Consider the following 13,122-nt stretch of genomic DNA (forward strand, 5'->3'; position numbering starts at 1 on the left):
CTGCAAGATTTCACGCCATCGACGAACAAACGGACAAAAGGCCCCCGCCGATTGTCCGTTTGTTCTCTTTGATGGCGTTTCGGCGCATTTTTTCCCCTGTGAAGGTGACAAAAGCATCGCTTATCTCATTAAAAAAAGAGCGATCCGCACCGGAATCACTCTTGTACCGCTTAAGCCTGCTGGGCTCAGATCATCCGCAGGATCGCATCCTTGCCGGCGAGGCCGGGATGAATGCCCCACTTCTCCGCCTCCAAGGTTACCGATTCCAGCGGTGCCTCCAGCAGCTGCTCCAATGTGCGAACCCCCACGGCTCTCCCGGCAATAATCTTGCGGTCTGCAAGCTGTTCGTTCAGAAGGCCCACATCGAGGGCACCGCACATAATATAACCGCGGGAAGTGTATACAGCCAGCAGCGTAGTTTTCGGAAGTTTGACCTCGACGCCCATAACGGTATGTCCTTCAATCTCGATCGGCAGTAAAGTCACCAATATAAACAATCCTCCCCTCACATCGGCTTAGAATTATGTTTATTCTCTTTAAACCGACATGGTGCGAATGTCTCTGATATTGCGCAAGGGCGCCTTATGTTTATGGTGCGAACGTCTCTCGATTTAATAGAATAAAAATGAAATATCCGTGACATTAGGACTATGAAAATTCGAAAATTATGGTATATTTGATTCAGAAGAAAACCTTGAAAGCTGGTGAATGATAAAAGCTATGAACACAATTCCTGTCACCGATGATAACGGCTTTTTATTCAACGTTGATATTCTGGTCAAGAGTCCCTCCAACGCACTGGCTTTGCAATATTTGCTGGAAATGCTGAACGACAAGGCCGAAGTCGTCGATTTCCGGATTAAGTCCGGAATGGAACTTGGAGAAATTATCAACACCTTGGTCCAAGCCAAGAAAGATTCCGTTATTAGCAATGCCTCCCGGAAGATGGCTTCTTCCACGACTCAGCACGTGAAACCTGCTCCGCCTGCGATATCCTCGCCGGAAAAAAAGATCGCTGCAAGCGCACCTCCTGTCCAAACTCCACTCGCCGGAAATGATCCCTTTGAATGGATTAAAGTATACAGTAAGGACAATCGCCTTGTTCGCCTGACAACCAACCGCCACGGTAAGCAGACAAGCCTACCCTGCCGAATACTCAATTATGACGAAAGCAATTTCCTGGTCAACGTCTATCATGTCGATGAGAAGCAGGTATATACCTTCAAACTCAATGAAATCGACGAGTTCAGCGTGAGCTGAGTCGGCAGTATATTATAGGTATGTAAAAACGGCATCGCCGCCCTTTATCAGGGATCGGTGAAGCCGTTCTTTTTTTGAGTGCTATTTTTTACGGGACAGCGCCGAGGACATCAGGATCAGCCAGCCTGCGATAAAGGATACGCCGCCGATCGGCGTAATCGCCCCTAGCCATTTGATGCCGGATATACTTAACACGTAGAGACTGCCGGAAAAAATAACGGTTCCCGCGATGAATAAAGCCCCCGCCCAAAACAGCTTCCGGGATTCGCCCAGCACCTTGGCCACAATCCCCGTAATCAGGACCGCCAGTCCGTGAATCATATGATAGTGGACGCCCGTCTCATAGGTGGCAAGCTCGTCCGGCGTAATGATATCCTCCAGCATATGGGCGCCGAATGCCCCAATGGCGACGGACAATGCCATCAGGATCGAGCCCCATGCGATGAAAGCACGACTCATGTTTTTTTCAACCCCTTTTGTCAGCGGACACCCGTGTCCATATGTAATCATGTTAAGTTTAACGGATTCGCGTACGCTTTTCCACCGGCGTGCAAGCGCTTTGGACTTGATTTCAGGGCCATTTTGTGAAAGATTAATAAGGATGTCTTTTATTTCGAAACCGCATGGACCCATTAAGAATGAATCTCAAGTTAGGAGCGATTATGTACATGGATCAACAATCACCTTCCTCCCCATCCGAGGGGCAAGATTCGCCCAAGCGACCTAAAACCACCTTCATTCCTCCCGAGGACAGAAAGAACTCCCGCTTCGGCATTGCATCATTCATTCTGTCGATCGTGACGCTGCTTGGTTATATTCTGCTCGGCGCGCTCGGCACCACGATGATTGAACCTTACATGACGGAAAACGGGCCGATCCTGGAGCCGACGCAGGAAACGCTTGAAGCGATGACCACGCTGGCGGCCGTTTTCATTCTCGTGATGATCATCAATATCGTCGGCCTGGCGCTTGGCATTGTCGGCTGCTTCTCTAAGACGCGCAAGCGTGCCGTCGCGGTCATTGCCACCATCGTGAACGGCGTAGTCATCGTCACCATCGGCGCCCTTTTCCTATTCGTATTAAGCGCATAAGGATTACGTACCAGGACACTTGCCTGATCCATTTCAGGTTAAGTGTCTTTTTCATGGCAAACACGGATTCACACTCACATATCGCTCTTTCTCCCGAATATAATGAGATACTACAGCCGAAAAGACGGCAACCGTGTCAAGGCTACACTTGGGAGGTGACTGTCCGTGCAAAATGAAGACGCTCTGTCGTTTGTCGTATCCCGTGAAGACTGGTCGCTGCACCGCAAAGGCTATCAGGATCAGGTACGTCATCAGCATAAAATCCGCGAAGTGATCAAACGCAACCTGCCCGACCTTATTACTGAGGAAAACATTATTTTGTCCGACGGAAAGCAGATCATTAAAGTTCCGATCCGAAGCCTTGACGAATACCGTTTCATCTACAATTACCAGAAGCAAAAGCATGTCGGTCAAGGCGACGGTGACAGTCAGGTTGGGGACGTCCTTGGACGCGACCCTTCAGCGGCCCAGCCCGGAAAAGGAGAATCGGCCGGTGACCAGGCGGGACAGGATATTGTGGAAACCGAGGTCAGCCTGGAAGAGCTGGAGAATATGCTGTTTGAGGAGCTGGAGCTCCCGCTGCTGCAGCCCAAGGATAAAGAGCAGATCGAGACGGAGTCCATCGTGTTCAACGACATCCGCAAAAAAGGCATCATGTCCAACATCGATAAGAAACGCACCATCCTCGAGAATCTGCGCCGCAATGCGAGGGACGGCAAGCCCGGCATCCACGGCATCAGTCCGGACGACCTGCGCTACAAAACCTGGGACGACACCGTCATACCGGAATCCAATGCGGTCATCATCGCCATGATGGACACTTCCGGTTCCATGGGTTCCTTCGAGAAATACTGCGCGCGCAGCTTTTTCTTCTGGATGACCCGTTTCCTCCGCAAGCAGTACGAGAAGGTGGAAATCGTGTTTATCGCCCACCATACCGAAGCGAAGGAAGTGACCGAAGAGGAGTTCTTCACGCGCGGCGAAAGCGGGGGTACGATATGTTCATCCGCGTATCAGAAGGCGCTGGATATCATTCATCACCGGTACCCTCCTTCCAAATACAACATCTATCCCTTCCATTTCTCGGACGGCGATAATCTCACATCCGATAATGAACGCTGCGTCAAACTCATCGGGGAGCTGCTGAAGGTGAGCAACATGTTCGGTTACGGCGAGGTCAATCAATACAATCGCAGCAGCACGCTGATGTCGGCGTATAAAAATATCAAGCTGGACCAATTCATGTACCATGTCATAAAGGACAAAGGGGAAGTGTACGAGGCGCTCAAGACCTTTTTTCGGAAACGGCAAGGAGCCGCTACCTGATTTTAAAGTCGATAAGTGAAAGAAAAAAATAAATATCGGATGACCTGGACACTGGAGGAGGCAGGGACCTCCTCTTTCTTATGGCCTCCTGCGATACGGCTAACAGCCCGTTGCCGAATAATGGATATGTCAAGCATAACGGCTTGTCATTTCAAATGAAAAATCTGTCTTATTATTGACATCACAATGTAGCCGTAGGTTCATTTTTTTGTCACCTTCTGTTTTTCCAAGGATGGTAGTATTAGCTATGACATCTTGTTGCAGGATATTACAGGATTCGATAACGTCTCCTGCATATGAAATATCCTCCTATAAAGGAAAGGGAAGGTTTACCATGTTCCAAATGACACATCGACTATCCAGCACCCAGACGTTTGAGAATATGTCCTACATATTATCGCAGCGGCTGTTACAGGGCGGCATGAGCGCAGATCCCTCGAGAGGAGTGATCTTCCGTGCCGATATCCGATAAACCACATTCACGTTACATGCCCGGTCTTGACGGACTGCGGGCCCTCGCATTAATCGGTGTGATGGGATACCACTGGAATTTTGGTTTTGCAGGCGGCGGGTTTCTCGGGGTAAGTTTATTCTTCGTATTGTCCGGTTACCTCATTACGGATATTTTGGCTTCGCAATGGCATCATCATAGACGGATTGATCTCAAAGATTTTTGGATACGGAGATTCCGGCGTCTCCTGCCGGCGATGCTGCTCATGCTGTTCATCCTTGTGGTATGGGTAACGCTGTTCGACCGGTCAAGATTGGCTACGCTTCGAAGCGAAGTGCTCGGAGCGGTTACGTACATAAGCAACTGGCAGTTTATTTTTCAGCAGCAATCCTATTTTGAATCGTTTGGCCCGCCTTCTCCGCTGGGGCATTTCTGGTCGCTAGCGGTGGAAGAACAGTTCTACCTGCTGTGGCCGGTTATCATGCTGGCGGCGCTCAAGCTGTTTCCCCGCCGAGGGCAGCTCTTTGCGTTCATTGCCGCCGGTGCCGCGATTTCCGCGCTCCTCATGGCCGTGATCTATCAGCCGGGCGACGATCCGAGCCGGGTTTACTACGGCACGGATACCCGGGCGTTCGGCCTGCTGATCGGAGCGGGGCTGGCCATCGTATGGCCCAGCTGGAAGCTGTCCTCCCGCGCTTCAAGAGGCATCCGCTATAAACTCAACATGACGGGCGCCGCGGCAATGCTTATCATTCTCTACATGATGTGGCAGGTGGACCGTTACGACGCATTCCTGTATCAAGGAGGCATGTTCCTCTTTTCCTTGGCTGCTGCCGTGCTCATAGCGGTGCTGGCCCACCCTGCGGCTTCCATTAGCCGCTTGTTAAGCTGGAAGCCGCTGCTGTGGATCGGCGTTCGTTCCTATGGCATCTACTTATGGCATTACCCGGTCATGATCCTGACCTCGCCTGATTCCGGCGCTAGCGATCTCAGTTTGCTTCAGACTGCGCTGCAAATCACCGCAAGCGTTCTGCTGGCCGCGCTATCCTGGAAGTATGTCGAAGAACCGATACGGCATGGCGGGCTTAAAAAATTATGGCTTAAAGCCCGCTCGCTTCGCCGCCGTCCGGCTTCGATTTCGTTAAGAGGCTGGATCGTGTCCCTGAGCTCTCTTATGCTGATCGGCATATTCTGTTCGGGGATGATGAGCAGCGTGTCCTCTGCAAGAACGGTGGGCGATATCGCTGCCATGCTGAACATCGATGACCCTGCTCCGGAGGAAGCGGCTCAGACTCCAAGCACCGAGTCTGCTACGGCCAAACCGCCGCAACCGGTCGACACGAACGGAGACAACGCAGCGCCTCCTGCCGTAGAGCCATCGAAACAACCGGATACGGTGAAGGAGCCGAATTCTAGGGATGAAGGGGCTAAGGCTCCGCTTTCGGATGGAGCAACGGACTCTGGAAATAACGACGCCGGTGCTGATGAGAACGAAGTGCCGGACCCAGCGGCAGAGAACAACCAAGACGTCCAAGACAAGCAAACCGGCGGAGAAAGCGATCCTATGGATAAAGCCGACTCCGGAAAACCGATTCCGGATCAACCGGATGACGATAAGACTGGCGAGCCGAATGGGGATCAGGTCGATAAGCCGGATCCATCCAAGGACCCGGCAAGCGGAACTCCCGGCGGCAAGAACGATCCTGCCAAGCCGACGACGAAGCCGGAGCAGCCACCGGTAACCAAGTCCGCCATCACGGCCATCGGGGATTCGGTTATGCTCGGGGTCTCCCCTTATCTCGAAAAATCGCTGCCCGGCATTCACATTGATGCGGTGATTGGCCGCCAAATGCGCCAGGCCGATGAGCTGATTCCGGCCCTGAAATCCCAAAATCGGATTGACGGCGGCATTGTCATCATCGGGCTCGGAACCAACGGGGCCTTCTCGCAAAAGGATCTCGATTCCCTGCTGGGCCCTCTGAATTCGGCCAAACAGATTCTGCTTATCAATACGCGCGTTCCGCGCGATTGGGAACAGAACGTTAACGGCATGCTCGCCAAAGCAGCCGAACGGAACCCGAAAGTTACGCTGGTGGATTGGTATTCAGCCAGTAAGGATCATCCGGAATACTTCCGGTCCGACGGCGTCCATCTGGAGCCGGTAGGTGCCGAGGCCTACACATCCATGCTGCTTCAAGCCATCAAGAAATAAACGGATTGTCCTGATTCTTGCCATCATTCATTCTCATATCGTCGGCCTGATCTCATCATTTGATGAGACAGGTCGACTTTTTAGTTATATACGTATTCGCAAGCAGCAATATGATATAATTCGGTTACTTAATCTCATCATTTCTTAATAGAAGGCGGTGTCCTGGCATATGAACAATATCGTGACAATGAAATGGCTGCTGGCTAGACTCTATGAACCGGATCTGGTCATCGTCGACTGCCGTTTTGCCCTCGGCAAACCGGAAAGCGGCCGAGCCACATACGAGGAATCGCATATTCCGCGGGCGGTTTACCTCGACCTGGAGAAGGACCTCTCCTCCCCCATTACCGAGCATGGCGGTCGCCACCCCCTGCCCGACCTGGATCACCTTGCACAACGTCTTGGCCAGTCCGGCATTCAAAGCAGCAGCCGCGTCGTGATCTACGACGACCAGGGCGGAGCCATGGCCAGCCGACTATGGTGGCTGCTGAAATATACCGGCCACGAGCAAGCTTATGTATTGGATGAAGGGTTTACGGCTTGGAAGAACGCATCGTATCCGGTAACGGACGAACAGCCGGTCGTCATTCCGGTTACATATGACATCCACCTTAAGCCCGACAAATTGGTCCGCGTCGATGAAGTACGCAAGGCGTCGCAGCAGCGAAGCAAAACGCTCATCGATTCCCGCGAGCCGCGCAGATATGCCGGATTGGAGGAGCCTATGGACACCAAAGCCGGGCATATTCCGGGTGCTGTGAACTATTTCTGGAAAGGCGTCCTGGACGATTCCGGACATTGGAAGGATGCAGAAGCGATCCGCGAGCATTTCTCGGACATCCCGCAAGATGCCGAGATCATCGTATACTGCGGCTCCGGCGTCACCGCTTGTCCGAACGTGCTAGCCCTGGAGGAAGCCGGGTACGGCAACGTAAAGCTGTACGCGGGCAGCTGGAGCGATTGGATCAGTTATGAGGAGAACCCGGTGGCGACGGGGGAAGAATAACCTGCAAGAACCCGCGCTCTGCGCGGCTTCTTTTTGTTGGGACTAAGCTTGCCAAAAAAACAATTGAAGGGAGAATAGGCACCTTCAATCAATTTCACAGCTGTCGCTATCGGCCGGAACAAATTCCAGAATGTCTCCCGGCTGACAGTCTAGAATTTCGCAGATCGCTTCCAAGGTAGAGAACCGGATCGCCTTCACTTTCCCCGTTTTCAGATTGGACAGATTGACGTTCGAGATCCCTACCTTGTCGGCCAGGTCATTCAATTTCATTTTTTTGTCGGCCAGAACTCGGTCCAGACGTATAATAATCGGCACTATCATCAGTCTCCATTCTCATAAAGTCGAATCATGCTCTTCCTGCAGAAGAGCACCGTACTTGAAAATCTCGGAGACGAACAGCACTAGTATGCCGATGATAATTCCGATTAAAGAGATACCGCCCAGATTGATTGAGAAGATGCGAGTAACGAACAGGCAGATCAGAATGTTGAGAACGAGCTTCGCCAGCAATGAATACAGGATAACGATGATTCCCAGCCTTTTCAGACGGGCGGCATTCGCCAGACTAAACGGGCTGTTTCCGCTAAGTATGCTTCCTATTATATAGCGAATCTGGCCGATCGAGTAGATGTAGGCACAGAAGACAAGTGTGGCATTGGTCAAGCTGACGACCAGATAAGCGTTCTTGGCATCGAACATGTCGGGATTGATCGGTTGAAAATAAGTGAAAGGCACCATGACGCTCTTCGTCACCATATCCGATAACGGTACTGAAAAGAACCAGTGCGCGATTCCCTTCTCTGCGTAGAACATCTCCTGGGGCTTCAATCCGAGCCATATATTGAAACAGACGTATGCAATGAGCAGCCAGATTCCTCCCCAGTATCCGATCTTAAGCGCAGTGTGCATTCTTTTGAAGCCAGGTTTGGCTTTGAATTCAATTCCGTTCATGCGCAATCTCCTTTTCATGTGAACTTACAATATATACTAAATGATTCATTTATGAAAAACAATAACTATTTAATGATAAACATTAAATTCAAAATAAGCTGCTTTATGATGGTAAGGCGTGCACGGATCGCATAGCGCCAAACTTCTTAGACAAAGTGGAAGATCGAATGACCGAAGCAATTACCGGTACAGTGGGTTCAAGTGGACAGCATGTCCCAATGAAACTAATCTTGAGGCATAGATTCCTGCGCTCACCTACATACACTGCTAGATGTGGCGTGATACTGTGTACCCGTGTCACACCCATGGCAGTGCTGATCTCGCTTTTATCCTTATTTATGGTCTTCTGAGGTGCTTGCTGCGAGGAACTGAAGAGTGCCCGGAGGTACATGGGCAGATGTGGACATTGTGGATGTGATGCTGTGTATATCAAGAGGTTGATGCTGTTGGTCGCGATATCTCTGTCGGGTCAGGTATAGCTTATACGGTGTATTCCCCGACATAATCTTGTTTGGATAGCTAATGTGACTGACGCTGCATGAAGGTCCTCTCTCTTTGCGGTGTATTCTGCCGAGGTTACAAAAGGGAGACCACTCGCAGCAATGTGGCTGATTGGGTCCAAGACCGGCTCCGGGACCAATGCCCCTACGTAACTCGCATGGCCTGTTGTGTAGGCACTTTCTGCCATGATCGCAAGCTGGAGCGATTGGATCAGCTATGAGGAGAACCCCGTGGCGACCGGGACGGAATCACTAGGTTGAAATCGGGAAAAGCCCGCTATGGTAGCGGGCTTTTCATTATTTTGTTGATCATCTGCATTCTTTCCTACATTAAAATTCCTGACAGATGCTCAAGAGCCATCGAGTGTATCCGCTTCTCCTCAGGGATATTCTCGTAAAGAAGAGACTCTTTGCCCGCTTCCGCCATCCGCTTGCGGAGAGCAGCAATTCGGCCCTTGCCGGAATCGATAAACCGGAAGTCGAGCTGGCGCAAGCACTCCATTGTTGTTAAGCCACCCAAGGCTTCCGCCTTGATCCTTGTAGAAATCTCCTTCAGCATTAGAACCTCCAACCGGTCCGCGGTCCACAGATTCCCGATCTCCTGCAAGGATTTCATATAATCCAGTTCAAGCTGCCGAAGATTTCGCATATGCGAGAAATCGCACAAGCGCTCGACTTTCGGCAGCGACAAGTGCAGAAAGACCAGATGATCCAATGCAGCCAGGTCATCAATATTCACCAGGTTGCGGACGGAGGACAACCTCAGCATGCTTACATTCGATTCGGCCAACACGTTAAGCGAACCGTTCAAGGTACAGCTGTCTAGGGCCAAATACTTCATCAAGGGCAAATCCACGACAAAATCCAGTTGATCGATGGAGGAGTTCAGGACCAGCGTATCCAGGCGAATGCAGTCGGCAATCGGCGCTAGATCATCGAATTTACCGCTGAGTTCCAGGTATTTTAGAAACTTGTAGCTCCGGATAAAATCGATGCTTTGCTTTTTGGGCGAGCGTAACTTAAGAAACTCCATTCGATCCATCGCACCCAGCCTAGTTAAATCCTGCTGCTGTTTCAGATCCAAATATAAAGCAGCAACAAACTTCAGTCCCGCGAGCGTCTTCAGAAATTCATCGGTATATCTTCCGTTCGCTTCTGCATGATAAATATGCAGTATCAAGTCCGGACGTTTGGAAAACACCTGCTCGTCCAGCTTCAGCAGATCTTCCGCATCATCTGCCCCGACAACAAAACCGATGGTTGCACGGTTTCTCAGCTGTTTAACGGCACTATGCATTTTGTCCGTGCTCCAGGGAGCACCGCTCATCGATGCAGCCCACGGCTCGCTCATTTCGTTCGCCTCCATTCTTTGAATTGATCCGGGAGCCTCCACTCCGCCTTAAATCTAGTTAACATAGTACCAAAATATGGGCAAATCTTCCACTTCAACAGAAGAGAAGAAGCCGTCCTTCTTCGTGTCGATGAAGAGGACAGTTTCAATGCAATTCTAAAAACTCTACTATTTCATAAGCGTCAAAGAGAGCTTTCCTCCCAACCGGAAAATATAGTATGCTAAGCCATAAGAGGGGAGAGGATTATTATGGTAAAACAACTGATCATCGGCGATGCAGCGCAGGATCTGGCTCATACGCGCCGCGTTCTGGAACGCTTGCCCGAGGAGCATATGTCGTGGAAGCCGCACGAGAAATCGATGACGCTCGGCGGGTTGGCCACGCACCTGATTAACCTGCTCAACTGGCAAATCGCGATTTTTCAGTATCCGGAGTTCGATCTTTCGAGTGTGCCGCTGCGACGGGAGGCTTTGGAAAAACGCGCCGACGTTCTGGAGGAATTCGACGCGAACGTGGACAAGTTGGAGCAGCTGCTCGCCGAATGCGACGAGAAAACGCTCGGCGAGGAATGGACGCTGCGCCACGGCGACCATATCATCCTCCGCGCGCCGCGGGCGATTGCGCTCCGCACCTTCGGCTTCAGCCACATGGTTCATCATCGGGCTCAGTTAGGGGTATATCTGCGGCTTCTCGATATTCCGGTGCCGGGCATCTACGGTCCATCTGCCGACGAGGCAGCGCAATGAACTAAAACTTCCCGATCGGACAACGTCAAACAGTCGCAGGGTACCGGCATAACCGCCGGCACTCTGCGACTTGTTTAGTTTAATGCTTTTCTATGAGCTGCTTCGTGCTTGACGGGCGAGCATTCCGCTCACGAAGACCATGACCGCGGCCAGCCCAAGAAAATACAAAGGCATGGCGACTAACGAACCGTCGTGAAGAAAGCTCATGCCGCTCGTTATCAGGCTGACGACAACGTAATAACCCAATCCGAAGATGGCCCCTGCCGTCCCAAGCACGTCTCCGTAATGGATCAGCGCCAGGCTGAGGCAGTTGGGAATGGCCATTCCGATGCCGAGCAGAATAATAAAAATACAGGATACCATCAACACCAAATCCATCACGGTGGCTTTGATCCCGCTAAGGGCAAAACCCGTGAAGCAAAGGACCCCCACCGACGTAATGAACGTGGCGAGCAAGATAATGCGCTCTGCCTTGAGCATGGTCAGCAGCCTTTTCGACAGCAGCGCGCCGAAAATCGAGGACATCGCCACAAAAATTCCGAAGAAGCCGAACGCAGCAGGTCTCATCTGAAAAAATTCAATAAAAATAAAGGGCGCTTCCGCATAATAACTGAACAAAATGCCGTTGGTCGCTCCAATAAGAAAACCGAATCCCCATACCCTGCGATCGAAGAGCAGACGCTTGACCACCGAGAACGTGTTAATCCTCGAGGCGGCCTGTACTCTGGTCTCGGGCAGGGAGATCCAGGTGTAGGTCAATACGGCTGCGCTCAATACTACCAGCGTGAAGAAAACCGCTCGGAAGCCGAGCGATTGATCTACCCATCCGCCAATCAGCGGCCCTATCGCAGGAGTAAACGCCAGCGCCGCCGAAATCTGGGCAAACACCGCATGGCGTTTGGGTCCATCTACGGTCTCGCGCAAAATCGTTTGCGTGACGACAGAGCCCGTGCTGGCACCAAAAGCCTGTATGAACCGGCTGATCCATAACCATTCGGCCGAACCGGACAGATAGCAGCCCAGGCTGCCCAACCCATAAACCAGGATGCCCCACAGCATGGCGGGGCGCCGTCCGATGGAATCGGACAGCCTCCCCCAGCAATACACGCCAAAGGCAAAGCCCAGAAAGTAAATGCTGAGCGTAAGCTGGATCGCATTATTGCTAGCCCCTAAATGAAGGGCGATATCCGGTAATGAAGGCGTATATATCGTTTCGCTTATTTGCGGGAAACCCACAAGAACAATAAACAACAGCAGTGACGGTTTTGAGATTTTTCTTTGCACAGCCAAACTCCCCCTTATCGTTTCAGAAAATCTCTAGTTTGCCGGCAAAGGAATTACGGGATCGGGGGTTTGCATTTGGTTAGTCTAGTAAATGAAAGCATTGAAAGTTCACCTTTTGTTTGAAAATAAGGGGGTCGTAATCTATCTAACGAGCATTATAACAGAATCGCAGGCAAATGGGCTCCTGACTCTCACCTCCCAGGGAAAAATGCAAGAGCCCACGCGTCACGCGTGGGCTCTTGCTCCAAGGCTATACGATCCCCTGCCAGCTCTCATGATACGCTCAATACAGCTCCCAAGTCTCCGTGCATAACGCAGGCAAAGAATCCGCAACACGCTCGCAGTCTTCATACCCCAGGTTGCCGGAATGCGCGAACAAAATCGCATATTCGCCGTTTGTCGGCGCTTCCCTCATATCGAACATATAATGGTTTCCGCTTCCATCCATCGCAAACGACACCGCACCAGGCATATACTCCGGCAGCTCGTAGGCCAGGTTCATCTCCCTCAGGTCATCCGTGTTAAAGAACTGGAAAAGACGTGCTCCCTGTTGAAATTCCCCGCCGTTGGAATACTTCAATAAATCCAAATAGCTTGCGGGAAAGTTTCGCCGAGGCAGCTTCCAGCCTGCAGGATCCAGCGGAACATATTGATCGTAGAAGGGGGAGCTTTTGTGAAAAGGATTCACTTGCCTCCCCTTGATTTCATCCATCTCCTGCACGGAAAGCCCTGCATTCCACTCCATAACAAAACGGGCAATTTGTTCTTCGGTGGCACCCGCGCGTATTTCGTACGCGTGCTCAAAATCGATATTCCACATCTTCGCCTGCCTCCGTCCCAATACTTCCTTCCTCGCAACTTCTTCAAACATTATAAAGGAAATACTGGAAAAAGAAATCATGCCGCGGGAATCAGGTTCTTTCTATGTTCATGGATTTGCGGC

The 13,122-nt window shown here is 51.2% G+C and carries 13 protein-coding genes; 6 read left to right on the forward strand and 7 right to left on the reverse strand.

The features are described from left to right. Positions 1-185 precede the first annotated feature (185 nt). Positions 186-488: a YunC family protein gene (locus RB298_RS27480; protein WP_009595810.1), complete on the reverse strand. Its 303-nt coding sequence runs from the start codon at positions 486-488 to the stop codon at positions 186-188. Positions 489-708: 220 nt separating this feature from the next. On the opposite strand from RB298_RS27480, the gene RB298_RS27485 reads away from it, so the two are divergent. Further along, entirely contained in the window at positions 709-1,260 is a 552-nt protein-coding gene (locus tag RB298_RS27485) for a hypothetical protein (RefSeq protein ID WP_213579565.1), read from the forward strand. Positions 1,261-1,341: 81 nt separating this feature from the next. Here the strand turns inward: RB298_RS27485 and RB298_RS27490 are convergent, their stop codons facing one another. Beyond that, on the reverse strand, positions 1,342-1,719 hold the full coding sequence (locus tag RB298_RS27490; RefSeq protein ID WP_486049553.1) for a DUF423 domain-containing protein: 378 nt from the start codon (positions 1,717-1,719) through the stop codon (positions 1,342-1,344). A 209-nt stretch (positions 1,720-1,928) separates the two neighbouring features. Between RB298_RS27490 and RB298_RS27495 the strand changes: the two genes are divergently transcribed. The 4 genes from RB298_RS27495 (at position 1,929) to RB298_RS27510 (ending at position 7,346) form a co-directional block, all read left to right on the forward strand. Then, on the forward strand, positions 1,929-2,351 hold the full coding sequence (locus RB298_RS27495; RefSeq protein ID WP_228468856.1) for a hypothetical protein: 423 nt from the start codon (positions 1,929-1,931) through the stop codon (positions 2,349-2,351). A 165-nt stretch (positions 2,352-2,516) separates the two neighbouring features. Continuing rightward, positions 2,517-3,677, forward strand: coding sequence for a sporulation protein YhbH (gene yhbH, locus RB298_RS27500; protein WP_009595852.1), 1,161 nt, complete (start codon positions 2,517-2,519; stop codon positions 3,675-3,677). A 455-nt stretch (positions 3,678-4,132) separates the two neighbouring features. Next, entirely contained in the window at positions 4,133-6,340 is a 2,208-nt protein-coding gene (locus tag RB298_RS27505; RefSeq protein ID WP_486049556.1) for an acyltransferase family protein, read from the forward strand. Positions 6,341-6,509: 169 nt separating this feature from the next. After that, positions 6,510-7,346, forward strand: coding sequence for a sulfurtransferase (locus tag RB298_RS27510; protein ID WP_486049558.1), 837 nt, complete (start codon positions 6,510-6,512; stop codon positions 7,344-7,346). Positions 7,347-7,430: 84 nt separating this feature from the next. Here the strand turns inward: RB298_RS27510 and RB298_RS27515 are convergent, their stop codons facing one another. The 3 genes from RB298_RS27515 to RB298_RS27525 form a co-directional block, all read right to left on the reverse strand. After that, positions 7,431-7,661: a helix-turn-helix domain-containing protein gene (locus RB298_RS27515; protein ID WP_009595835.1), complete on the reverse strand. Its 231-nt coding sequence runs from the start codon at positions 7,659-7,661 to the stop codon at positions 7,431-7,433. Positions 7,662-7,679: 18 nt separating this feature from the next. Further along, a complete protein-coding gene (locus RB298_RS27520) occupies positions 7,680-8,297 on the reverse strand; it encodes a DUF2975 domain-containing protein (RefSeq protein ID WP_096776345.1) in 618 nt (205 codons plus the stop codon). 825 nt (positions 8,298-9,122) lie between these two features. Then, positions 9,123-10,148 carry a leucine-rich repeat domain-containing protein gene (locus tag RB298_RS27525; RefSeq protein ID WP_096776346.1) on the reverse strand — a complete coding sequence of 342 codons (1,026 nt, stop codon included), beginning with the start codon at positions 10,146-10,148 and terminating at the stop codon, positions 9,123-9,125. A 249-nt stretch (positions 10,149-10,397) separates the two neighbouring features. On the opposite strand from RB298_RS27525, the gene RB298_RS27530 reads away from it, so the two are divergent. Continuing rightward, positions 10,398-10,895 carry a DinB family protein gene (locus RB298_RS27530; protein ID WP_486049561.1) on the forward strand — a complete coding sequence of 166 codons (498 nt, stop codon included), beginning with the start codon at positions 10,398-10,400 and terminating at the stop codon, positions 10,893-10,895. A gap of 90 nt (positions 10,896-10,985) precedes the next feature. Here RB298_RS27530 and RB298_RS27535 read toward each other — a convergent pair whose 3' ends face one another. Both RB298_RS27535 and RB298_RS27540 read right to left on the reverse strand, forming a co-directional pair. Beyond that, the gene (locus RB298_RS27535; protein WP_486049563.1) at positions 10,986-12,179 is read right to left on the reverse strand and encodes a multidrug effflux MFS transporter; all 1,194 of its coding nucleotides are present in this window, start codon (positions 12,177-12,179) and stop codon (positions 10,986-10,988) included. 283 nt (positions 12,180-12,462) lie between these two features. Continuing rightward, the gene (locus RB298_RS27540) at positions 12,463-12,999 is read right to left on the reverse strand and encodes an SMI1/KNR4 family protein (protein ID WP_486049564.1); all 537 of its coding nucleotides are present in this window, start codon (positions 12,997-12,999) and stop codon (positions 12,463-12,465) included. Between the last annotated feature and the right edge of the window lie 123 nt (positions 13,000-13,122).

It is taken from the genome of Priestia sp. BR_2 (assembly GCF_041954005.1).
Classification (GTDB): domain Bacteria; phylum Bacillota; class Bacilli; order Paenibacillales; family Paenibacillaceae; genus Paenibacillus_AQ; species Paenibacillus_AQ lautus_A.